Source organism: Paraburkholderia graminis (assembly GCF_003330785.1).
Classification (GTDB): Bacteria; Pseudomonadota; Gammaproteobacteria; order Burkholderiales; family Burkholderiaceae; genus Paraburkholderia; species Paraburkholderia graminis.
This window is the reverse complement of the sequence record NZ_CP024934.1, coordinates 1,446,603-1,470,332: the sequence shown is the minus strand read 5'-3', so window position 1 is coordinate 1,470,332 and position 23,730 is coordinate 1,446,603. Positions and strand designations below refer to the sequence as shown.

The 23,730-nt window shown below is 66.0% G+C and carries 17 protein-coding genes; 6 read left to right on the top strand and 11 right to left on the bottom strand.

All coding sequences use genetic code 11. The features are described 5' to 3' along the window. Positions 1-12: 12 nt before the first annotated feature. Together hutH and CUJ91_RS06530 are read right to left on the bottom strand one after the other, a co-directional pair. Positions 13-1,536: a histidine ammonia-lyase gene (gene hutH, locus CUJ91_RS06535; protein ID WP_006051132.1), complete on the bottom strand. Its 1,524-nt coding sequence runs from the start codon at positions 1,534-1,536 to the stop codon at positions 13-15. Positions 1,537-1,837: 301 nt separating this feature from the next. After that, positions 1,838-2,785, bottom strand: coding sequence for a LysR family transcriptional regulator (locus tag CUJ91_RS06530; RefSeq protein WP_107708452.1), 948 nt, complete (start codon positions 2,783-2,785; stop codon positions 1,838-1,840). A 113-nt stretch (positions 2,786-2,898) separates the two neighbouring features. On the opposite strand from CUJ91_RS06530, the gene CUJ91_RS06525 reads away from it, so the two are divergent. Next, positions 2,899-3,819, top strand: a complete 921-nt coding sequence (locus tag CUJ91_RS06525) for an NAD-dependent epimerase/dehydratase family protein (protein WP_107708454.1) — start codon at positions 2,899-2,901, stop codon at positions 3,817-3,819. A 166-nt stretch (positions 3,820-3,985) separates the two neighbouring features. Further along, complete coding sequence (locus CUJ91_RS06520; protein ID WP_006051135.1) at positions 3,986-4,168, top strand: hypothetical protein; 183 nt, start codon at positions 3,986-3,988, stop codon at positions 4,166-4,168. 72 nt (positions 4,169-4,240) lie between these two features. Here CUJ91_RS06520 and CUJ91_RS06515 read toward each other — a convergent pair whose 3' ends face one another. Further along, complete coding sequence (locus CUJ91_RS06515) at positions 4,241-5,623, bottom strand: NCS2 family permease (RefSeq protein ID WP_006051136.1); 1,383 nt, start codon at positions 5,621-5,623, stop codon at positions 4,241-4,243. 564 nt (positions 5,624-6,187) lie between these two features. Here CUJ91_RS06515 and CUJ91_RS06510 point away from each other — a divergent pair. Then, positions 6,188-7,198, top strand: coding sequence for a PRC-barrel domain-containing protein (locus CUJ91_RS06510; protein WP_107708456.1), 1,011 nt, complete (start codon positions 6,188-6,190; stop codon positions 7,196-7,198). Continuing rightward, positions 7,195-8,451 carry an MFS transporter gene (locus CUJ91_RS06505; RefSeq protein WP_029969112.1) on the top strand — a complete coding sequence of 419 codons (1,257 nt, stop codon included), beginning with the start codon at positions 7,195-7,197 and terminating at the stop codon, positions 8,449-8,451. The genes CUJ91_RS06510 and CUJ91_RS06505 overlap by 4 nt, the downstream gene beginning before the upstream one ends. A gap of 90 nt (positions 8,452-8,541) precedes the next feature. Here CUJ91_RS06505 and CUJ91_RS06500 read toward each other — a convergent pair whose 3' ends face one another. Further along, complete coding sequence (locus tag CUJ91_RS06500; protein WP_107708458.1) at positions 8,542-9,888, bottom strand: MFS transporter; 1,347 nt, start codon at positions 9,886-9,888, stop codon at positions 8,542-8,544. 83 nt (positions 9,889-9,971) lie between these two features. Further along, positions 9,972-11,144, bottom strand: coding sequence for a M20 aminoacylase family protein (locus CUJ91_RS06495; RefSeq protein ID WP_107708460.1), 1,173 nt, complete (start codon positions 11,142-11,144; stop codon positions 9,972-9,974). Positions 11,145-11,260: 116 nt separating this feature from the next. Between CUJ91_RS06495 and CUJ91_RS06490 the strand changes: the two genes are divergently transcribed. Beyond that, complete coding sequence (locus tag CUJ91_RS06490) at positions 11,261-12,211, top strand: LysR family transcriptional regulator (protein ID WP_006051141.1); 951 nt, start codon at positions 11,261-11,263, stop codon at positions 12,209-12,211. 14 nt (positions 12,212-12,225) lie between these two features. Here CUJ91_RS06490 and CUJ91_RS06485 read toward each other — a convergent pair whose 3' ends face one another. Further along, on the bottom strand, positions 12,226-13,119 hold the full coding sequence (locus tag CUJ91_RS06485) for a LysR family transcriptional regulator ArgP (RefSeq protein ID WP_107708462.1): 894 nt from the start codon (positions 13,117-13,119) through the stop codon (positions 12,226-12,228). A 97-nt stretch (positions 13,120-13,216) separates the two neighbouring features. Between CUJ91_RS06485 and CUJ91_RS06480 the strand changes: the two genes are divergently transcribed. Then, entirely contained in the window at positions 13,217-13,837 is a 621-nt protein-coding gene (locus CUJ91_RS06480; RefSeq protein WP_107708464.1) for a LysE/ArgO family amino acid transporter, read from the top strand. 77 nt (positions 13,838-13,914) lie between these two features. Here CUJ91_RS06480 and CUJ91_RS06475 read toward each other — a convergent pair whose 3' ends face one another. The 5 genes from CUJ91_RS06475 to wecB form a co-directional block, all read right to left on the bottom strand. Further along, the gene (locus CUJ91_RS06475) at positions 13,915-14,850 is read right to left on the bottom strand and encodes an alpha-amylase family protein (RefSeq protein ID WP_107708466.1); all 936 of its coding nucleotides are present in this window, start codon (positions 14,848-14,850) and stop codon (positions 13,915-13,917) included. Between the two features lie 35 nt (positions 14,851-14,885). Continuing rightward, on the bottom strand, positions 14,886-17,546 hold the full coding sequence (locus tag CUJ91_RS06470; RefSeq protein ID WP_114156061.1) for an NfrA family protein: 2,661 nt from the start codon (positions 17,544-17,546) through the stop codon (positions 14,886-14,888). Further along, positions 17,543-19,708, bottom strand: a complete 2,166-nt coding sequence (locus CUJ91_RS06465) for a glycosyl transferase family protein (protein WP_107708470.1) — start codon at positions 19,706-19,708, stop codon at positions 17,543-17,545. The genes CUJ91_RS06470 and CUJ91_RS06465 overlap by 4 nt, the downstream gene beginning before the upstream one ends. Next, on the bottom strand, positions 19,705-21,948 hold the full coding sequence (locus CUJ91_RS06460) for a cellulose biosynthesis cyclic di-GMP-binding regulatory protein BcsB (RefSeq protein ID WP_114156060.1): 2,244 nt from the start codon (positions 21,946-21,948) through the stop codon (positions 19,705-19,707). Before CUJ91_RS06460 ends, CUJ91_RS06465 begins: the two co-directional genes overlap by 4 nt. Positions 21,949-22,223: 275 nt before the next feature. Further along, a complete protein-coding gene (gene wecB / locus CUJ91_RS06455) occupies positions 22,224-23,450 on the bottom strand; it encodes a non-hydrolyzing UDP-N-acetylglucosamine 2-epimerase (RefSeq protein WP_114156059.1) in 1,227 nt (408 codons plus the stop codon). Positions 23,451-23,730: the final 280 nt, after the last annotated feature.

Below are 23,730 nucleotides of genomic sequence, written 5' to 3'. Positions count from 1 at the left end.
CTCGCTGTCCGCTTACTGTTCGGAGACGAAGGAGAACGGGCTCAGCTTCGCGATCGTGCCGTTCTGCACGAGACGCGTCACCGCCGCGATGTCCGGCGCGAAGTAATGATCGAGCTCGTAATGCGCGACGTCGTTGCGCACCGCGTCCATCACTTTTTGCAGGCTCGGGCTGGTCTTGTGCGGCGCGCGCAGATCGACACCTTGAGCGGCGGCGAGCAATTCGATAGAGAGAATATTCGCCGTGTTTTCGGCGATGTCGCCGAGCTTGCGCGCGGCGAACGTCGCCATCGAAACGTGATCTTCCTGGTTGGCCGACGTGGGCAGCGAATCGACGGAAGCCGGATGCGCGAGCGTCTTGTTTTCCGACGCTAGCGCGGCGGCCGTCACGTGAGCGATCATGAAGCCGGAGTTCACGCCGCCGTCGCGTACGAGGAACGGCGGCAGACCCGACAGCGTGGCGTCGATCAGCAACGCGATGCGGCGCTCGGCCAACGCGCCGATTTCCGCGGCCGCGAGCGCGAGATTATCCGCGGCGAAAGCAACCGGCTCGGCGTGGAAGTTGCCGCCCGACAGCACTTCGCCGGTGTCGGGGAAAATCAGCGGATTGTCGGAGACGGCGTTCGCTTCGAGCAGCAGCACGTCGGCGGCATGACGCATCTGATCGAGACAGGCGCCCATGACTTGCGGCTGGCAGCGCAGGCTATACGGGTCCTGCACCTTGTCGCAATCGGCGTGCGATACGTTGATGCCCGAGCCTTGCAGCAGCGAGCGATACGCCGCGGCGGCGTCGATCTGTCCTTGATGGCCGCGCAGGTCGTGAATGCGCGCGTCGAACGGCTTCACCGAGCCGGCTGCTGCATCCACCGACAACGCGCCCGCCACGAGCGCGGTGCGGTACAGGTCTTCGATCGCGAACATGTTGTAGAGCGCGAGCGCCGTGGATGCCTGCGTGCCGTTCAGCAGCGCGAGACCTTCCTTCGCTTGCAGCGTGAGCGGCTTGAGGCCGACGAGCGCGAGGCCTTCGGTGGCCGGCAGGCGTTCGCCCTTCGCGAACACTTCGCCGACGCCCAGCAGCACCGCCGACATATGCGCGAGCGGCGCGAGGTCGCCCGATGCGCCGACCGAACCCTTGACCGGAATCACCGGCAGCACGTCGGCGTTGTACAGCGTGATCAGCGCTTCCATGACTTCGCGGCGAATGCCCGAATGACCGCGGCCGAGGCTCGACAGCTTCAGCGCGATCAACAGACGCACGACGGGACGCGACATCGGCTCACCCACGCCGACCGCGTGCGACAACACGAGATTGCGTTGCAGCAGTTCGAGCTGATCGTGCGGAATGTGCGTGCTCGCGAGACGCCCGAAACCCGTGTTGATGCCGTAGGCCGGCTCGCCTTTCGCGGCGATGTCCGCGACGGCTTTCGCGCAGGCGTCGATGGCGGCGTGGCTGGCGGGATCGAGCTTCAGCGGCACATGGGCACGCGCGATCTGGCGCAGTTGCGGGAGGGTCAGGTGGCCGGGCTTCAGAGTCATCATGGTTGTTGTCCTGTCTATACAATTTCAGAAAGTCTAGCGGCCGCGGCTTGTATATACAACTTGTTTTTAAGATTCGAGGCCCAGGGCTTTCCACTAAGGCAATGCTGGTAGTTGATGTAGGCGTGCAGGCCCGCCGTACCGCGGGCGAAGCGACTAAGAGCGCAGCGCGCTCAATCGCGCATAGCTTGTATATACACCTTCATAATTTACGCCGCCACATGGACAAAACACCCACGTAAAAAAGCCCGCGCGCTCGTCAGAGCCGCAGGCTTTGTTTAGGGCGGTGGCGTCGAACGCGCCGCTACAGGCGCACGCGCGCCGCGATGAAATCCAGAAAACACTGCACGCGCCCGGCAAGCGACGCGCTCTGGTAATAGACGGCGCTGACCGGCTGACGCTCGTCGAGCAGCACATGGCCGAGGATCGGCACGAGCCGTCCATCGCGGATGTCGGCGGCGGTCATGAAATCGGCGAGACAGGCGATGCCCCAGCCGGAGAGCGCGAGTTGGCGCAGCGTCTCGCCGCTCGACGCCGTTATCGACGGCTGGATTTTCAGCGGCTCGGGCTTGCCGCCGGCACGATCAGTACGACTCGTGCTTTTGCTCGTGCCTTTGCCCGCCCGCTTGCCGCGCTCGCGCAACGGCCAGCGGTTCAGATGCTCGGGCGCGGTAAATCCGATCAGCCGATGTTCGCGCAACGCGTCGACCGTTTTCGGCTCGCCGTGCTCGGCGAGATACGCGGGACTCGCGACCACACGCAGCTTGCTGCTGCCGAGCGCGCGCGCATGCAGCGTCGAATCCTGCAACGCGCCGATGCGGATCGCGATGTCCACCTTCTGCTCGAGCAAATCGACGATGCGCTCGCTACTGGTCAACTCCAGCCGGATCTCCGGGTACAGCGCGGAAAACGCCGTCATATGCGGCGCGATGCAGTGGAGCATGAAGGGCGACGCGGCATCGACACGCAGACGCCCCGACGGCCGCCGACGCTTGCGCGCGACCGATTCCTCGGCTTCTTCCATCGCGTCGAGAATCGCGCGGGCGCGCTGCAGAAAGCCTTCGCCCTCCTCTGTCAATTGCAGACGGCGCGTGGTGCGCCGCACGAGCGCGGTGTCGAGCTTCTTTTCGAGGCGCGTGAGCGCGCGGCTCACGCCGGAAACCGTCTGCCCGAGTTTCTCGGCGGCCGCCGTGATCGAGCCGCTGTCGATCACGCTGACGAACACCAGCAACTCGTCCGTGGAAGTTTTCATTATTGATTTCAAGTCAAGATTGATTTGAGACTAACACGCTTTTTGCGAGAATCAAGACGGCGGATACTGCATGCCTGTCATCGTGTTTCCACTCAGGCACTCAGGAGAACGTCTTGAAGATTTTCATTACAGGCGCAAGCGGTTTTATCGGCGGTTCGATTGCGGCGCATCTGGTGCGCGCCGGTCATCAGGTGCGCGGTCTGATCCGCAAGCCCGAACATCGCGACGAGTTGAAGCGGCTCGGCATCGAACCGGTTATCGGCACGCTCGACGACCGCGCGTTGCTGATCGCCGAAGCGCAAGCCGCCGACGCCGTCATCAATGCCGCCAGCAGCGATCACGAAGGCGCGGTGAGCGCGCTGATCGAAGGACTCGCCGGCTCCGGCAAACCGTTTCTGCATACGAGCGGCTCGAGCATCGTCGGCGATGCGTCCGGCGGCGAAGCGGCGCAGGCGCGCATCTATCACGAAGACGCGCTGCCCGAGCCGACCGCGGACAAAGCGGCACGCGTCGCGATCGACCGTCAGGTGCTCGAAGCGGCACAGCGCAATATCCGCTCGGCGGTGCTTTGCAATACGCTGATCTACGGACACGGCGCGGTGGCGGGCAGCGCGAGCGTGCAGTTGCCGCGCCTCGTGCGGCAGGCGCAAAAGAGCGGCGTGGTGCGCCATGTCGGCAGCGGCGGCAACACGTGGTCGAACGTGCATATCGACGACGTCGCGGAACTCTATCGGCTCGCGTTGGAGAAAAGCCCTGCCGGCATGTTCTATTTCGTCGAAAGCGGTGAAGCGTCGTTCCGCGAGATGAGCGCCGCGATTGCCCGCGCGATGAACCTCGGCGAGCCGCAAGACTGGCCGCTCGACGAAGCGCAAAAAGAATGGGGCTACGAAATGGCGTCGTACGGGCTCGGTTCAAACAGCCGCGTGCGCGGCGAGCGCGCGCGCGAACTGCTGGGTTGGCAGCCGAAGCGCACGTCGGTGATCGAGTGGATCGAGCGCGACATGATGGCCGGGCTCGCGGCTCAAGCGGCTTAAGCGGCTTAAGCGGTGTATTAAGCGATGTAAGTTGTGTAAGCGCCGGCGTTGCTAATCCGTAAGCTCAACTCGATAGAATCGCGCTCAGCTAAACCACGCAGTTTTGCGCGTGAAGCTGAGCCCCGCGGTTCGACATTCGAGCCGCCCATGAGCCCGGATTGGATCGATGACTTTGGCGCTGAATTTCGACTGGCTGACGAATCTGCTGGCGATTCTGTTCGTCGTCGCGTGCCTTTACGATGCACGCTACGACGAGTACGGCACGTTGACCTTGTCGGCGGCCCTGATGAGTCTCGCCGTGATGGCGATCGAACTGTTTCTCAAGCCTGCATTCGACATGGCGTTGTGAGCGCGGCGCGCGGCATTCGTTAGCACGGGCCGCACGCGCGCGCTGCATCAACTATCACATCATGCGATCAGATCAGATCGCCCAGCCGCCCAGATAAAACCCCACCAGCACGAGCGCAATCGCCACTGTTCCCACGTTCAGCTTGCGATATTCGCCGCTCACCACGCGACCGATCACGAGCGTCGCGAAGCCGAGCATGATGCCGGTCACGATGTTCGCCGTGAGCACGATAAAGACCGCGCACATGAGACCCGACATCGCGTCGACCATATCGTCCATATGCAGCTTGCTCACGTTCGAGAGCATCAGGAGTCCGACATACATGAGCGCGGGCGCCGTCGCGTACGAAGGCACGAGGCCCGCGAGCGGCGAGAAGAACATCACGCCGAGAAACAGCAGGCCGACCACCGCCGCCGCCATGCCGGTCTTCGCGCCGGCCGCCACGCCGACCGTCGATTCGATGTACGCCGCAGCCGGCGCGCCGCCGAGCAGGCCCGAGAAAATCGAACTGACCGAATCCGCCGTCAGCGCGCGGCCGCCGTTGATGATGCGGCCGTTTTCATCGAGTTGACCCGCTTGTCCGGCGACCGCGCGGATCGTGCCGGTCGCGTCGAACACCGCGGTCATCACGAGCGCGAGGACGCTCGGCAGCACCGCCATCGAGAGCGCGCCCTTGATGTCCATTGCGCCGATCAGCGACTCGTGTCCCGGCGCGCTCAGCGACGGCACCGCGAACACGCCATGAAACGACACGGCCGGATCGACGAGCAGCGCGATCGCCGAAATGGCGACGATGACGATCAGGATCGAGCCCGGCACGCGACGGCGCACCAGCCCGAAAATCGCCGCGAGTCCCGCGACCGACATCAGCGCCGGCAACGCAGTGATGTTGCCGAGCGCGACCGGCAAACCGGCGCCCGGATTCTTGACGACGAGACCGACTTCGTTGGCGGCGATCAGCAGCAGAAAAAGACCGATGCCGATGCCCGTGCCGTGCGCGATGCCCGTCGGCAGATTGCGAAGAATCCACGAACGCACGCCGGTCACGGAAATGCCCGTGAACACGACGCCCATCAGAAACACCGCGCCGAGCGCGACCGTCGGATGCAAACCTTTGCCGAGCACGAGGCCGAACGCCGTGAACGCGGTCAGCGAAATGGCGCAGCCGATCGCGATCGGCAGACGCGCCCACACGCCCATCAGCAGCGAGCCGAACGCGGTCGTGAGGCACACGGCGACGAACACCGCGCTCGTGTCGAAGCCCGCCTTGCCGAACATGCCCGGCACCACGAACACGGAATAGACCATCGCGAGAAAAGTCGTAATTCCCGCGACGATTTCCTGGCGCTGCGAACTGCCGCGCGCGGAAATCTGGAAGTAGCGGTCGAGAAAGCCCTTGGTGTCGAATGACTCGGCGCCGGCTTCGGAAAGCGGCTGGGCGTGGGGTTCCATCATGATGAGTGCCTCCTTTATCAGCATGCTGAAACGGCCGTCGAAGTGGCCGTCATCAGGTTCGTCTCGTTGCGTTGGTTTAATTGATGTGTGCGTGCGATGAAGCGCGTTGTCCGCGTTTGTCTGCGTCGGCCCGCTTTGTGTTTTTTTGTGTCTCGTTTTGTGTCTCGAAATGTAGGCCAATGCAGATATATCTCCCATCGCATGGATGGCATGCCCGGCATGTCGCGATGCTTATATCGTTTAAGCGACGGCGAAGGTCGTCGTGGATCCGCGTGTTTACACCTACCGCCTGGCTGTCTGTCTTCGCAGCTGAGATAGGACAGATGAAAGCCTTTTGAGAGCTTTGGACTCTGCAATGTCCGCAAAGCAGGAACGCGTGGGCGAACATTCAGCCTTGCATTCAGCCGCGTACCTTTGCAGCGCGCTGCGGCACGAAGCGTGCTTGCCGCGGCGCGCTCGCCACGCCCCGAAAACGGGCCCCGCCGACGTCGCGGGTTAAACTCTTGGCCGTACTGTCCAACCGCGGCCCCTCGAAAGCCGCACCGGTCCATGGAGTTTTCCCCGATGAGTGGCGGCTTTTCGCTTCCCGCATGGCGTCAAACCCTTCTCGCCGCGTTCGCGCTGCTGGCGCTGCTTGCGCTGTCCGGTTGCAGCAGCCTGCTGTGGGGCACGCAGCAGGCGCCGATCGTCGAAGCCACGGTGATGCCGGTCGAAGCCGCGAGCGCGCCGGTGGCCGCATCGGCGCCGGAGCCCGTCGAAACCGAAGCCGCCGAGCCCGAGCAGCCGAAGAAGCCGAAGAAGCCGGTCGTCAAGCCGCACAAGGTCGAGCCGCCGCCGCCCGTCGTTGCGCCGCCTCCCCCGCCGCCGCCTCCTCCGCCGCTGATCCTCGTGCGCACGATCGAGCGCAACGACGCGCATACGCTGCTCGACAGCCAGGTGCAGAAGCCGGACGGCAAGGTCGTCGGACGGGCGGTCGACATGATCGCGGACGCGAGCGGCAAGCCGCGTGAAGTCGTCGTGAATCTGCAAGGCTTCTTGGGTGTCGGCGACCGCAAGGTCAATTTCGCGTGGAACGCGTTCCGCTTCACGCCGGCCGCGAAGACCGCGCCGATCACGCTGAATCCGTCGGCGGTGCCGGTGAATCCGGCGAAGTCGAATGCGGCGATGCAGTTGCCGCTGATCGACGCGACCGTCGAGCGTTCGAACGGCGCCAAGGTGGGCCGCGTGATCGACGTGCTGATCGACGCCAGCGCGCAGCCGCAGGCGGTCGTGCTCGACGTCAACGGCATGGTCAGCACCGAGCGGCGCACGATTGCCGCGAACTGGTCGGCGCTGCGCTTCGTCACGAAAGACAAGGAGCTGCATCCGCTAATCGATTTGAGCGATGCGCAGATCAACGCGGCGCCACCCTACGCGAGCGATAAGCCGATCCGCGCGGTGTCGCCCGCGCCGCCCGCCGCTGCTGCTGCGCCTGCGTCCACAGCGACCGCGCCTGCGGCTGCTGCGGCGCCCACTTCCGCTCCTGCTTCCGCGGCAACCTCCGCGGCCGGTTCAAACGCACGGGCGGTCCGATGACAGGCCGCACTATGGTTACCGCGCGAAGTCTGCGCGCACTCGACTGGCTGAACTTCTTCGTTGCAAACGTGCAGACGGGCTTCGGTCCGTTCATCGCGTCGTATCTCGCGTCGCATAAGTGGACCCAGGGCGAGATCGGCATGGCGCTTTCCGTGGGCACGATCAGCGCGATGGTGAGCCAGGTGCCGGGCGGCGCCGCCGTCGACGCGTTGCGCAACAAGAAAGGCGCGGCCGCCTGGGCGATCTTCGCGATCATCGTGAGCGCGGTGCTGCTCGCCACGAGTCCGACGGTGCTGCCGGTGATCGCCGCCGAAGTCTTCCACGGATTCGCGAGCTGCATGCTGACGCCGGCGCTCGCCGCGATTTCGTTCGCGCTCGTCGGGCGCGCGAATCTCGGCGACCGGCTCGGACGCAACGCGCGCTGGGCGTCGATCGGCAGCGCGGTCGCGGCCGGCCTGATGGGCGTGTTCGGCGAGTACTACTCGCCGCGCGCGGTGTTCTGGCTGACCGCGGGGCTCGCCGTGCCCGCGCTGGTCGCGCTCTCGATGATCCAGCGCACCGACACAATCCAGTTGCCGAAAGCCGCGCCGACGCCGGAGCAGATTGAGCGCCGCGAAAGTCTGCGCGAGCTGCTGCGCGACAGGCGCATGCTGCTGTTCGCGGCCTGCATCGTGCTGTTTCACTTGTCCAACGCGGCGATGCTCAATCTCGCCGCCGGCGAAGTCACTGCGGGCATGGGCGACAACGTGCAGCTCGTGATCGCGGCGTGCATCATCGTGCCGCAAGCGATCGTCGCGATGATGTCGCCGTGGGTCGGCCGTTCGGCGGAACGCTGGGGACGCCGGCCAATCCTGCTGCTGGGCTTTTCCGCGTTGCCGATCCGCGCGCTGCTGTTCGCTGGAATCAGCAGCCCGTATCTGCTCGTACCGGTGCAACTGCTCGACGGTCTGAGCGCTGCGGTGTTCGGCGTGATGCTGCCTCTGATTGCCGCCGACGTCGCCGGCGGCAAGGGGCGCTACAACCTGTGCATTGGCCTCTTCGGGCTGGCGGCGGGCATCGGCGCGACGTTGAGCACGACGGCGGCCGGTTTCATCGCCGATCATTTCGGCAATGCGGTCGCGTTCTTCGGACTCGCGGCCGCGGGCGCGCTGGCCGTGCTGCTGGTGTGGGCGGCGATGCCCGAGACGCGCGATGCCGCCGCGGAGGAAGATGGCGAAGCGGTAGCGGGCGGCGGCGGCTCGGCGGTCAGATAAAGCGAAGCCGCGAACGAACGCGGCTGAACGCGGCTGAAGAAAACCACCCGGTCTGCGGCGCGCGATGCGCCGCAGACATCACGCTCAACATCAATCTATCGCCCGCCCCGCCGTTTCGCGCATGAACGGCAGCGGCACCAACGACACCAGTCCGCAGCCAATCAGATACCACGCGGGCGCAAGGTTGCTGCCGGAAAGCTGAATCAGCCACGTCGCGAAAAACTGCGCGAATCCGCCGAAAATCGACACGCCGAGACAATAGACAATCGACATCCCCGTCGCGCGGATTTCGCGTGGAAACAGCTCCGGCAGCATCACGATATTGGGCACCGCCGTGAACGCGACCAGCACGGCCAGCGCGGCGACCACGGCGAGCAGCACCGGCACTGTCGGCGACGCGTTGATCGCGATGAACGCCGGATAGACGGCTGCAATCAGCAACACGCGCGAGACCAACAGAACGGGTTTGCGTCCGACGCGGTCCGACAACGCGCCCGCGAACGGCGAGCACACCACCGTCACCGCCGCGGCGGTCCATGCCGCCCACAGCGCCGACGACATCGGCAAATGCAGAATGCGGATCGCGTAGGTGGACAGATAGAAGAGCACGATGTAATTCGCCGCGGTCCCGCCGATGGTCGTGACGACGCCCGCGGCGATCGAGCGCGAATGGTCGCGAAACAGCTTGCGCACCGGCTGCGTGGCCGCGTCAGCGTTCACGGGCGCGTTGCCGTCTTCGACGCCGGGCAGCGTCTCGTTCAGATGACGCCGGATATAGATGCCGATCGGCCCCATCGCCATGCCGATCACGAACGGCACGCGCCAGCCCCAGCTTTCGAGCGCCGCGGTCGACAGGGCGGCGGCGAGCGCAACGCCCAGCAGCGAACCGCAGACCGTGTTCATGCCCTGGCTCACGAACTGCCAGCTTCCGTAGAAGCCGCGCGTTTTATCGCTGCCGTACTCCATCAGCAGCGACGTCGAGGCGCCGACCTCACCGCCCAACGCAAAGCCCTGAACCAGACGCGCGACGATCACCAGCACCGGCGCGGCCACGCCGATCGCCGCATAGGTCGGCGCGAACGCGATGATCGCCGAGCCGAGCGTCATCAGCCACAGCGTGAGGCTCATCGCCGCCTTGCGGCCGGCGCGGTCCGCGTAAGCGCCCAGCACCACGCCGCCCACCGGACGCATGATGAAGCCCACGCCGAACGTGCCCACCGCGAGCATCAACTGCGCGAGCTGTCCTTCGACCGGAAAATACAGCTTGCCGATGATCGTCGCGAAGAAGCTGTAAATCGTGAAGTCGAAAAACTCGAGCCCGTTGCCGAGCGTGATCGCGGCAATCGCCTTCGCGCGGCTCGCGCGCTGCGTGTCGTGGGCAGGTTCGTCGCTGGACGCGTCGTGCGCGGCGGGGTGCTGTGCGGCTGAATAGTCCATCCGTGTCTCCATGATTTCTTTACGTCGATGCCGATGCGCGGCAAGCTGGCCTCAGCGCCTCAGCGCCTCAGCGCCTCAGCGCGTCAGGCGAGGAACGTCTGCGCAAGCCGAACCCAATAAGCCGCGCCTGTCGCGAGGCATGCGTCGTTGAAGTCGTAGCCCGGGTTATGGACCATGCAACCGCCCTCGCCGTCGCCATTGCCGATGATCAGATAGCTGCCCGCACAGCGCTCGAGCAGGAACGCGAAGTCCTCGCTGCCGGTGAGCGGCTGCATGCCGTCGATCAACCCTTCTTCGCCCAGCCAGTCGAGCGCGACCTGGCGCGCGAGATGCGTCATTTCCGTATCGTTGACGAGCACCGGATAGCGGCGCTGATAGTCGACCCGCGCCCGCGCGCCGTAGACGGCCGCCTGTCCGCAGGCCACCGCCGTGATCCGCTCCTGCAGATGGTCGCGGACCTCGGGCCTGAGCGCGCGCACCGACAGGCGCATCTCCGCGGTTTCGGGAATCACGTTCGGCGCGTCGCCGGCGTGAATCGCGCCGACGGTGATGATCGCCATATCGAGCGGCGCGATGTTGCGCGACACGATGGACTGCAACGCCAGCACGATCTGCGCGCAGACGACGACCGGATCGACCGCCTTGTGCGGCATCGCGCCGTGCCCGCCGCGCCCGGTCACGGTAATGATCACCGTATCCGATGAAGCCATGAATGAACCCGGCAGGAATCCGAACTTTCCGGTCGGAAAACCCGGCATGTTGTGCATCGCGAAGACGCCGTCGCAGGGAAATTTCTCAAAGAGACCGTCTTCGAGCATTTTGCGTGCGCCGGCGAGGCCCTCTTCGGCCGGCTGAAAAATCAGATTCAACGTACCGTCGAAGCACTTCTCGCGCGCCAGATGCTTCGCGGCGGCGAGCAGCATGGCCGTGTGGCCGTCGTGACCGCATGCGTGCATCTTGCCCGGCACCTTGCTCGCGTACGGCAGACCCGTCGTTTCGTGGATAGGCAGCGCGTCCATGTCGGCGCGCAGACCCAGCCGGCGCGTCCCGTTGCCGACTTTCAACTGGCCGACAACGCCGGTCTGTCCCAGTCCGCGATGCACGGTGTAGCCCCACTCCTGCAAGCGTTCGGCGACGAGATCGCCGGTCGCGAATTCCTCGTACGCAAGCTCCGGCTGCGCGTGGATGCGATGCCGCAGCGCGATCATCTCGTCTTCGAGTTCGGCAATGCCCGCTGGAATGGCCATGGTGTTCACGGTGCGTCTCCTTTATCAATGCGTGAACCCAGCATAGCGACGCGCTTTTTTGACAGGCAGGCGTAGAATCGTTGCGGCGGCAACTTCCGGTTGCCGCCTCACTCGACGTCTCTTAGATGAAACTCCATCAGCTCAGCACCTTGGCGGCAATCGCGGATACCGGAAGTATCCGGGCGGCCGCGCGTTCACTCGGACTGTCGCCGGCCGCGGTGACCAAGGCGATGCGCGAACTGGAAGCGGATCTGCACGCGCCGCTCGTCGTGCGCAGCGCGAGCGGCGTCGCCTTCACCGAGTTCGGCCGCGCGCTCGTCGTACACGCGCGCGTCGTGCTCGGGCAATTGCAGCGGGCGGAGGCGGAAATCGAAGCGATGCGCGGCGCGGCGGCCGGCAAGCTGTCGATCGGCGTCACGCCGTGGGTCGCGTTGACGTTCCTGCCGCCCGCCGTGCAGCGCTTCCGCCAACGCATGCCTGAAGTGCAACTTGAGTTCTTCGAAGGCTTGCTCGCGGTCGTGCAACCACGGCTGCGCGACGGCAGCCTCGATTTCTCGATCGGCCGTCCGCCGCCCGCGTCGCCGGTATCGGAATTTCACAACACGCCGCTGTTCTCGACGCATTCGGCGGTGGTCGCGCGGCGCGATCATCCGAAAGCCGGTTGCCGCAGCCTGCTCGAACTCGAGGACGCCGAATGGGTGCTGAACTGGGACCCGGCGAGCCGCGAGTCGATCTCCGATAACCTGTTCCGCAAGCGCGGCATGCGCGTGCCGCACACGATCCATCTCGCGCATTCGCTCGCGGTCGTGCTGGGGCTGCTCGCGCATACCGACATGCTGAGCATCTTTCCGTGGCCGCTCGTCGAAGTGACGCTCGCGAAAGAAAATCTGTGGGCGCTGCCGCTGCGCGAAACGGTCGATGAAACGATGGTCAGCATCACCGCGCGCCGCGGTGCGCCGGAAAGTCCGGCGGCGACCTGTTTCCTGGGCTGCCTGCGTGAAGTCATCGACGAGGGCGCGCGCTCGCAAGATCCCGAGCAGCGCCGTCTCTTTCACTCGATCGAGTTGCTGCTGTAACGCGGCCTGCGCAACTAATCGAGAAACTCGGCGGCGCGCTTGCGCAACACTGCGCTGAAATCGTCGAGCCAGCCAATCGACAGACGCCAGCTCTGCCAATAAAGATCGACGTCGATATGCTTGCCGGGCGCCATCTCCACAAGTTCGCCGCTCGCGAGATGCGCGGCGATCATGCGCTCGGGACACATGCCCCAGCCGAGCCCGGTCACGCAGGCACGCAAAAATCCCGCGACGTGCGGAATCCAGTGCAACGGCGGGTCCACTTCCGCCCGCGTGATACGGCGCATGAAGCGCTTTTGCAACTGGTCCTTCGGATTGAAATCGACGCACGGCGCGCGGCGCAGACTGTCGCGCGTGACGCCGTCCGCGAAATGACGCGCGAAAAGCGCGGGCGAGCAGACCGCGAGATAACGCATGCGCCCAAGACGCGTGGAACGGCAGCCTTGCACCGGCTCGGCTTGCGTGGTCACCGCGCCCTGCACGCTGCCGTCGCGGATGCGCTGCGCGGTGTGATCCTGATCGTCGATCACGAGGTCGAGCAGCATTTGACGCTCGGCGCAAAACGGCGCGACGGCATCGATGAACCAGGTGCCGACGCTGTCGTCGTTGACCGCGACGCGCAGTGTCGGCCATGCTTCGACGAGACCGCCCGGCAACGCGGGCACGCGGCCGGTCAGTTCGGCTTCGAGCAATTGCACGCGCTCGGTATGACGGCACAGCAACGCGCCGGAGGTCGTCGCGACACACGGCTGGCCGCGCTTGACGAGCACGCTGCCCACGCGCTCCTCGAGCAGCTTGACGCGCTGCGAGACCGCCGAGGGCGTGACGTTCAACGCGCTCGCCGCGCGGTCGAACGAACCGTGCCGCACCACGGCGGCGAGCGCATCGAGCAGCGCATAGTCGAGCATTAGCATTCCTTAATCGGCGTTAGTTAAATTAGCTTCTCTTATCGGATCGGAATCCGCAGACTAGCCACATTCGCTTCTCCCGTCTACTGGATCGACTATGAACTGGCTGTCTTTTTCTCATGGCGCGGCGTTATGCGCGTCGCTGATCGTGACCATCGGCGCACAGAACGCCTTCGTGCTGCGGCAAGGCATCATGCGCTCGCATGTCGGCAAGATCGTCGCGCTGTGCGCGCTGTCGGACTGCATTCTGATTAGCGCGGGCGTCGGTGGCGCGTCGGTGCTCGTCGAGCGCTATCCAGTCTTCGTGCACGTCATGCTGTATGTCGGGCTCGCCTATCTCGTGTGGTTCGGCATTAACGCGCTGCGCCGCGCGGTGCGGCCCGGGCATGCGGTCATGGACGCCGGCACCGGCGACGGCGCGCCGCCCGCGCAACGCGCACTGCCGATCGTGCTGATGACGCTCGCCTTTACGTGGCTCAATCCGCACGTGTATCTCGACACGTTCCTGCTGATCGGCACCGCGGGCGCGCGCGAACCGGACGGCGCACGCGTGGCGTTCGCGGTCGGCGCGATGGCGGTGAGCTGCGTGTGGTTCATCGGACTGGGCTGGGGCGCGCGTGCGCTCGCGCCGCTGTTTCGCCGCGCCACTGCGTGGCGCGTGCTGGACGGCGCGATCGGCAGCATGATTTTGTTGCTGGCGGTTACGCAGTTCCGTTGAATCAGGTGCGTTGAATCAGTTGCGTGAAGCCATCGCGTCGAAGCGGTCACAGCCTGGCGCAACGCGCACCAGCGCCGTTAACTCCGCGGACGCTCGACAGCCAGCAACTCTTGCACAAGCTGAGCGGACACATAATGCGGACCGTCGAACAGATAGACCCGATGGCCGCGATACGCAAACAGTTGCGGCGCGAGTTCCGCCGCGCTCGCCGGGCGGAACTCGCCGCCCGTGCCCGGACGAAACGCCTCGGCGATGATCCTCACGCGGCGCTCGCCTAGCCGCGTCGCCAGCGCGTCCGCATAAGCGCGCGCGGCGGCCGGGCCGCGCGTATAGACGCCGCAACCGTCCTGGAAAAACACGCCGACGTCGTGCGGCAGCCAGCCGTCGAGCCACGCGGCAAGCGCTTCGCCGCCGCGGTTCGAATTGTCGTAGACGCTGATCCACAAAGGCCGGGGCAACCGGTCGAGCAAAGGCCCGAGCGCCCTCGCGCCTTCCCACGTCGGATCGACTTCGACCGGAAAGTAATAGCCCGCGACGCGAACCGGCGGCCGCGCCGCGAGCAGCCTGCGCGATTGCTCGATCAACTGCGCCGCTTGCGCGCGCGCGGACGTCTCGTCAAAGCGGCCCGCAAGACCGACGATCACATTGCGCGCCCAGGGCTCGTCGGCGATGCGCGTCCAGTCGGGCAAACGGCGGGCGGCTTTCAGGCCGTCCGACGCATCCACGCCTGACAGATAAGCGGTGCCGTCCACCGCCGTCCACTGCACGAGCAACTCGCTTACGCCAAGACGCTGCCAGTCTCCACGCGGATCGAGATGGTCCGAGTCCGGCTGCCACACCACCCCTTGCGCGAGGCTGTCCGCACCGCCGGGACGGTTCGTTGCACAGCCGCCGAACACCGCCGTCAACGCACCCGCGGCGAGCAGCGTGCGACGGCGCGGCGAGCGCGGACCCGCGGCCCGCGCACTGCCCTCGCGTGAATCGGATGCGTGTTTGTCGTCAGCCTTCGACATGCAACTCCATGACACTGGAACGGAACTGTGCTGGTTCAATACGCGAACACAGCCCCAAAGAACACGCCGCGAGCGCGATCGTCGCCGGAAATTTTCAGCCGGTACTGCACCGATAGATCGACATACGAGCGCGGCGCGTCGTACTGACTGTCGCGGAACCAGTAGCGCGTCGAGATGCCGACCCCGGCGCCGAGCGGAATGCTGTGATCGACGCTCGAATCGTAGTCGGCCCCCACCACCAGATACGGGAACACGGTCCACTTCGGACTATAGCGGTCCATCCGGAACGTGCGGCCCACTTGCACGTTGGTGGTTGCATACACGGAGCCGGCGTTCAGATACGCGCCCGTTTCCGCGTAAATGCGCGTGGTCCACCACGCAGGCACGTCCACGCGACGCTCGGTGCCGAAGCCGCCCGAATATGCGAGCCGCGCGAGCCAGTCCGGATTCACGCGCGAGCCGATCGGAATGATGCGCTCGAACGCGACGATCGCGTCGATCTGCGTGAACGGTTTGGCGCGCGCGCCGACCGTCGCCTGCAACGTATCGACGCCGCTCGCGCCGCCGTTCTTCACGCCGAAGCTTTCATAGCCGCGCGCATAGACTTCGAACATCCGCTCGCCGAGACTGCCGAACGGCCGCCAGTACGCTTCGACACCGCCTTGCCAGTTGTTCGACGTACCCGGCGTCGGCGACGATGCATAGCCGGGCTGCATGCCCGCGCCGCGATAATTGAGCGACGCGTTAAAGCCCCAGTTGCGCGTGACGTCCGCGTGTGCGCTGCGTATGTCGTTCAGTTGCGCGGGCGTCGAAGTGGACGTCAGCGTGGGCGTCGGCGTCGCGACGCTTTCCGTGTCCGGCGACGGCGCCGCACTCGCGTCGACGGCCCGCTCGAAGTACCGCGCGGCCTCGCGATTTTGATGCGCGTGCATCGCCGCGTAGCCGGCATCCGCGGCCGCGCCTGGCGGCAATGCGCCGGCCTTGTCGGCCATCGTAAAGCGCTCGTACGCAACGCGCCCATTGCCCGCGCGTTGCGCGACGTAGGCAGCCGTCATGTCGGGCAGCGCGTCGAGCATGCCCGCGTTCACCATGTAACGGGCTTGGTCGTTTGCCTCGCGCGCATCGCCCTTGTCGCCCGTGGCGGCCAGCGCGTTGATCAATCGCACGCGATGCTGCGGATCGTCCGGCGCGGCTTGCACTGCGTCGCGGGCATCGCGCAGCGCGGCGGCTTTATCGTTCGCCGCCGATGCTTTCTGCGCTGCGCGCGCCGCGGCAAAGCCCGGATCGGCAGCATAGACATAGCAACTGGAGCCGTACTCATCGAGCAGACATTCGATGATCGGCCGCCGCAGCGGATCGAGCGAACTCGCGACCGGATGGCTCAACGAAGCTCGCGCCCGCGCGCGACGCAGCGCGATCGCGGCATCGGTATCGTCGCTTTTCGTCAGCAACGGCGCGAGCAGATCGAGCGCGCGTTGCGGCTCGGCGGCGGCGATCCATACATCGGCGATGATCGTGCGCGCCACGCGCCGGTCTCGCTCGCTTGCGTGGTTGGCCTTCAACGCAAGGGCGAAGTCTGTGTCGGCATCCGACGCGCGGCCTTGCGCGGCGAGTGCGTAGCCGCGCAACGTGAGCGGCATGAGCGACGCGGCATCGGCCGGAAAATCGGCAATTGCAGCGCTTGCGGCGGCCTCGACAGCCGGCAGATCGTTCGCGGCAAAGAGCGCGTCGATCAACTGCATCCGGTAGCCGAGGCGATCCGGCGCATACGACACCGCGTCGCGTGCGAGCAACGCGGCGCGTGCGTCATCGTGCTGCCGGCGCGCTTCATACGAGGCGGCCGCGGACTTCGGCGCGAGCCTGCTGCCGATAAAGCCACGACGCAAGCGCAACTCGTCGTTATCGCCGAAACGCTTCATCGCATCGAGGTCGGCGGCCCACGCATTCGCATCGTCGCCGGCCGCGCTGGACGCGTCGATCAGCAGCAAGTGCAGACGCAGCAGATCGGGACGCAGCGCGAGCGCGTCGTTGGCATACCTGACCGTGGCCGCGAAGTCCTTCGACGCATACGCCTTGTACGCATGCTGAGCGGCGTTCAGCGCCGCGCCGCTCAACGCATTCGGATCGCCCGCCTGCTGACGGCTGCCGTGTGCGACCGCGCGGGTCGACACACTCAAAGCGTCGATCTGCTTGCGCCGCGAGGTCAATGCGGGGTCGGCGCCGAGTTGCGCGATCGCGTCGCCGAGCGAGCGGCTCGCTTCGCCATAACGACGCTGCGCGGCGAGCGAATTGGCCAACAGCACGCGCAGCGAAACGAGATCGGGCCGCTGGCGAATGGCCTCGCGAGTTCGCGCGACGGCGCCCGCATAATCGCCGCGAGCGTAAGCGGCATAGGCTTCCTGCGCGACACGATAGGCGGCGCCGCTTAGCGGCAGCGCGTTCGGTGCGTTCTGCGCGCTTTGCGCGTTCGGTGCCGAAGCGGCTCCGCTCTGCGCATACGCATTCGACGCCGCGCCTGATGCACCGACAAGCACCACCGCAGCAATCGCGTGCAACACGAATGGCGTGGCGCATGCGCTGAGCCGACGCTCGCGCACATCGCGCGTTGCCGCAAAAAGTCCCCGAAAACGCAGCGAAACAGCAGCCGCGTCCACGCACAGCGCGTCTGCGCGCCGCATAAAAATCGAGTCGATCATTGTGTTGCCGCCAACGCGGCCTGCAGGCGGCGCTGTTCCTGGATGACGTTATCGAGTGCGGCAAGCGAGATCACCTCGCGCGCCACCATATAGTCGCCGATACGGCCGTGGCGGTCCGGACGATAGTGCTGCATCGCGGCTTCGAAAGCCTCGCGGCGCACGTGTCCATGTTCGATCAGCAGATCGCCGATCAGCGGCACGCTGCGCGCGGGCGGCGCGCCCGCGCCCGCGTCCACGTCTGCCAAAGCGGCCACATCGACGCCGCGCAGCAGGCGCAAACCCGCCGCAACCTCGCCCTCGCGAACGATTTCCTGAACCATCGGCCCATCGATCAGCGCGCCCAACTCGGCGAGCACATCGTCGGCGAGCGGACTCGCGCTCAGCAGCTTCGTGCGTCCCTGTGCCGCGTCGATCTGCGGCAGCACGCGATGCCGCACGATCGTCTCGAGCGGCAGACACGCGGCATCGTCGTGAAGCTGGACGGGGTTCAGTCGACCGCGCGGCAGATCCGTCTGAAACGCGATCGCCTCGGCAAGCGTCTCCTCGTCGAGCCAGCCCTTCGCCATCAGCACGCGGCCAAGCGGCGCCTCGCGCGCATGACTCTCGCCGAGCGCCTGCTCGAGCCGGTCGGGATCGATCGCCTGCCACGACAGCAGCAGCTCGCCAAGACGTTGACGGCGATTGTTAAAACCATCCGCCGACGGAAAATCGTGCATGGTCTTGTCCCATGCGAGCCGCTTGCCCGTCACGAGATGCACGATGAACATCTTCCACGCCCGCGCAACGGCCATGAAATTGATGAAGTTGCCGACCACCATGCGCGGCACCGCCAGCACGCCGTGCTCCCAGCCATACAGACGCGTGACGAAGTAGATGCGCTGCACGACGCGCAACACGAGCGCCACCGCGTTGGCCCACAGCAACGCGCGCAGCCACGGCGAGTCGGCGAACGGCGAGGCGATCAGGCCGGGCATCAGGCCGAGCAGATCGGCGCCCGCGAACAGCAGGAACTGGATCACGAGCCCATACGCGATCATGCCGACGAACGCGGTGACGATTCCCTTGCGGTCGCGAAACAGCAGATAGCGATTCGCGAGCGACCCGCTCCAGCCCGTCTGCTTCCACCCTTGCAAGCCGATGCCGAGCGTCCAGCGCGCGCGTTGCCGATAAGCGGTGCGAAACGTATCGGGGAAAAACTCGCGCACACATAAAGGCATCGTTACAGTGATGTCGCGTTCGCGGCCAAAGCCGAACCATGCCTTGCGGCGTGCCGCGAACTGCACGGGAAAGCGCGCGAAGATGGATTGCATGCCCATCTTCGCGAGACGCGCGCCGACGTCGTAGTCTTCGGTGAGACTCTCGGTGTTGAAGGGCTGGTTGTCGGTCTCGGCAATCAGCGACAGCAGCGCGCGCCGCGAAAAGCAGGTGCCCACGCCGGCCGACGGCACCGAGCCCACCAGGCTCTCGCGCACCACAAGGTCTTTGGCGTGCCACTCGGCGAATTCATCCATATAAGTGCCGGCCACGAGCTCGAACCAGTTGCGTTCGAGCGATGCGACCGGCAACTGGATCATGTCCTTGCGCGGCAACAGGTAATTGAAAAAGCGCAGCTCGACCGGATGCAGCACGTCTTCGCTATCGTGCAACACGACGCCCGCGAATTCGATGTCCGCTTCCTGCTCGTAAGCGAAGATCGCCTGAATCACCCAGTTCAGGCAATCGGCCTTGCACGTCGGCCCGTCATGCGGCACTTCCACGCGGCGCAACTGCTTGTAGCGGCGGCGCATGCGCTCGACTTCGGCGATGGTCTGCGGATCGTTCTGATACGTGCCCACGAACACGACATAGTTGCGGTAGTCCATCACGCGCACGAGATCTTCGATCATCGCCGCGACCACGTCGTACTCGTGCCACGCGGGCACCATGATCGCGAGCGGCTGCTCTTCGCGCTGGTAGAGTTGCGCGGCGGTCAGCGGCTTATAGGTGCGCTCCACCGTCACGCGGCGGTAGATCATGCGGCTCCAGTACCAGAGATCGATGAAGAGATCGTCGATGCTCGAGAGCACGATCAGGAACGCCACCAGCGCCGCGAAGTATTCCAGGCCGTGGTAGTAGTGAGCGACCGCGTAGCCCGCATACCATTTGATTAGCGCGATGCTCACGGCTTGTTCCGCGAGTTGTCGCGGCTTCTGCGGCGCGCGCCGTTGGCGATCAGCACGAGCAAGATCAGCAATCCGATCAGCGCGGCGGGCAAGCCCCAGCGCACCCAGCCTCGCATGAACCACGGACCTTCGATGTCGCTCGCGTCGACCACCTGCCCCGGATGACGCGCATCGAACTGGCGCAGCGTGCCGCTGCCGTCGACGATCGCCACGTCGCCGCGCGACAGTTGCAGCGAAGCCGGCAGCACGGCCGGCGCGTCGCCGACGCTCCGGTAGGACACGCCCTGCACGCTGCCCGAACTCACCACCTCGATCACGCCGACGCGGTTCAGACCCGACAGATCCGCGAGCATCTTGCCCGACGAATCGGTGAACGACAGGCGGTCTTTGGCCAGACGCGCGAGGCTCTTTTCATCGGCGAGCGCGACGTCCGCGGCGAGAAACGCGCCTTGCGGCTTGACCGCCTCGCCGTCGCGGGCCACGCTGAAGGTCGCACGCGTCGGCGCAATGCCGTTCGCGTTCGCAAGACGCGCGACGCGCGGCAGTGCGCCGGTGGCGTCGCCGAGATAAGCGGCCGGCACGATCACTTCGGCCTGCGATGCAAAGCGCGCCACCATGCCGGTGAAGTCGTCGCTGAGCGTGGCGTCGGCGAGGCGCAAGTGGCTGCTCGCCAGGACCGCGATCGGATGGCCCGGATCGCGTGCACGGCAACCGCCCTCAGGCGGGCGCTGAAATTCGACCCGCAACTGGTTGCGCGGCGCGAGCGCGAAACGCGGCACGTGCGCGGTGATGCGCTGCGGCTTGCCGTTGGCGTTGAGCAGTTGCGAGCCGATCAGCACGTCGTTGAAATAGACGGAAGCGGTCTGCGCGGAATTGTCGACGGTCGGCGCCGCGCTCACGTCGAGCACGACGGCGTCCGGCAGCTTGCCGTCACGCGAGGCCGCGCCGAGATCGAAGCTCGCGTCCCAGCTTGCGCGCCCCTGCACGTCGAGCGTGCGGGGCTCGCCGCCGAGCAGCGACAGCGCGATCTGCTCGCCGCGCGCATCCGGCGCGTTGTCGATCTGATGAACCACGAGGCGGCTCGCGACGTCGATGGAACGCCACGTATGCGCGAGCACCGCGACGCCGTCGTTGTCGCCCACCACGATCGCCGCCTGGCCGCCCACGTGCGCGACGCGCACTTCGCCGGCGGCAAGCGGCTTCGCGACCGGATCGATGGCGCGTGCGCGCCAGGCGTCGAACGCATCGGCCGCGGCCGGCGATGCGCCTGCCACCTGTTCGCGCAACGCGTCGAGTGAAGTCTTCAAGCTCGCACGCAGCGTGTCGTCGGCGACGATCACGTCGGGCGCGAACGCAGCGCCAGGCGCGACAGCGATCAACGCGCCGGCTTCGGCAGCATTCGCGAGCTTATGCGAGCCGCCCGCGGCGAGCGCGGCGAAAGCGGGAATCGCGCGCAACGGCGCAGGCACGTCGATGCCGGTCAGATCCACCGTATCGCCGGCAGCGGGCCACGCGCGCGTGAGGGGCGCGCGGCCTTCGCGCTGCAGCAGCGCCTCGACGCGCCAGCCCGCGTCGAACGCGGGCGCGGCCACGCTGCGCGCGCCGAGCATCACGACCGGCTTGTGCGGCAACGCGCTCCATGCGCCGCGCAGATCGACGATCGCGTCGGGATCGTAGCGATAGGTCAGGCGCGAGGTCGGCGCGACGCGCCATACATTGCCGATCGCGGTTTGATCCGTGCAGACGTTGTCGTTGATCACCGACGACCAGTCGAGACCGACGCGCACGAAGCCGCTCGGCCGCGCGGCGCCGTCCACGCCGAGCGTCGCCGAGCCGTCGCCCTGTTCTTGCGTGGGACTGCGCGACAGCACGGGCGAGCCGTCGAGCGAAACCAGCATCGTGACGCGGCCGCCGTTGCCGTGCAGATAGCCGCCGTCGATCTGCAGGCTCGCGTCCGTGAGCGGCACGCCGGCCGGCACCGGCAGATACAGTTCCTGGCGGGCGTCCGGCGCGCGCAGCACGAGCGGATCGCGCATGCCGAGTTCGGCCAGCGATATGCTGCGGCTCGCGAGACGGCCGTGGCCGAGTTGCGCGAAGCTGCCGGCGATGTCGGCGGGCTGCTGTGCATGAGCACTGCACGCGAACAGCAGCAACCCGGCGAACGCGGTGAGCCGGGGGCTCGGGACGCGGGTTTGGCGGCCATCGCGGGCCTGGATTCGCAGCTTGGTAGTGAGCATCATGTTGTCTTGACTCGGATCGGCCAGCGGCCGGCAAAGCCGGGATTGCCCGGCGTGGGTTGAATCAGCAAGGAGTGACGAGTGAGGCCGCGATCTGCCGTGGGCTGCGCGATTTGCCGGAGTTCGACGGCGCCGCGGAGCATGCCCCGTTGCGTCAGTCGTGCTATCTGCAAGATCGGCATCGCGGCGTGTCCGCGGACCGCGCCCTGAAGCCGGCGCGCGCGTATGCGTGCCCCGCTCCGGTAAAAACCGCTGCCTGCTCGCGCGCGGCTTTGGCTCTATTTCGCGAACTCTGTCTCGGCGATGCGAGGCGCCGCATTCGCCGGTGAGTTGACCAACGAACTGGCCGACGAACCGCCCAACGCTTCGGGCGAAAATTCGTCGAACGGACGTCCGGTGAGCGCGGCCACGATGCGCCGCGACGCCTGTCCGTCGCCATACGGATTCATGCGATGTGCGAAACGTTCGCGCTCGGACGGATCGTCGACCAGCGCGCTGACGGCCCGCACGATCGCCGCGCGCTCGGTGCCGACGAGGCGCACGGTGCCGGCCGCGACCGCTTCCGGACGCTCGGTCACGTCGCGCATCACCAGCACCGGCTTGCCGAGCGCCGGCGCTTCTTCCTGCACGCCGCCCGAATCGGTGAGGATCAGCGACGCCCGCTGCATCAGGCGCACAAAGCCGAGGTAGTCGAGCGGATCGATCAGATGAACGTTGCGCCGCGCGCCGAGCGATTCCTGCACGGGGCCGCGCACATTCGGATTCAGGTGAACGGGATAAACGATCTGCACGCTGCCGCCGTCGGCCAGATCGCCGAGCGCCGCGCAGATGTTCGCGAAGCCCGCGCCGAAACTCTCGCGCCGGTGGCCCGTGACGAGCAGCATGGGCCGCGCGCCGTCGATCGACGGCAGGCGCGCGTCGAGCGAAGCGCGCAACGCCGGATCGCTGTCGATGCGCGCCGCGGTCAGATTCAGCGCGTCGATGACAGTGTTGCCGGTGACGACGACGCGCCCCTGCAGCGTTTCCTCCGCGAGCCGTTCCTTCGAGCTCGGAGTCGGCGCGAACATCAGATCGCTCATCACGTCGACGATGCGGCGGTTCATTTCCTCCGGCCACGGCTGCGTCAGATCGCGCGTGCGCAGACCCGCTTCGACGTGACCGATGGGAATGCGGCGGTGAAACGCGGCGAGCGCGGCAGCGGATGCGGTGGTCGTATCGCCGTGCACGAGCACGCGATCGGGCTGGACGGTGGCGAGGATCTCGTCGAGCGACGCGATCAGACGCGACGCGAGGCCGTTCAAGGTCTGGTTGGCCGTCATGACCGCGAGATTGTGATCCGGCTCGATTGCAAAGAGCTCGAGCACCTGGTCGAGCATATGCTGATGCTGGCCGGTCACGCACACCACGGAGTCGATTCCGGCATCGGCCTCCATCTGTTTGACAAGCGGCGCCATTTTTATGGCTTCCGGCCGCGTGCCGAAAATCGACAAAACTCTAATTGACATAGCCACCCCGGCCTTTATTTGATTTTATGCGTCGCCCCGCGCCCGCCGCGAAATCGGGAAAATGCAACCCACCCGCAGCGTGCGTTTCTTTTTTTGATTCGTTTATCCCGGAGCCGATTTTCCGCGCAGGCTCCTGCGGATTTTGCCGGCCTCCGTTTTCGCCTCAAACTTTTTTAATGATGGCGGCGAAGCACTAGCGGAATCAGTCTAGCGACGCATTCTGGCTTGGCACTCAAGCGCTTGGCAAGGAGGTTCGCGGGATTTTTTTCAGTTGTTTGCA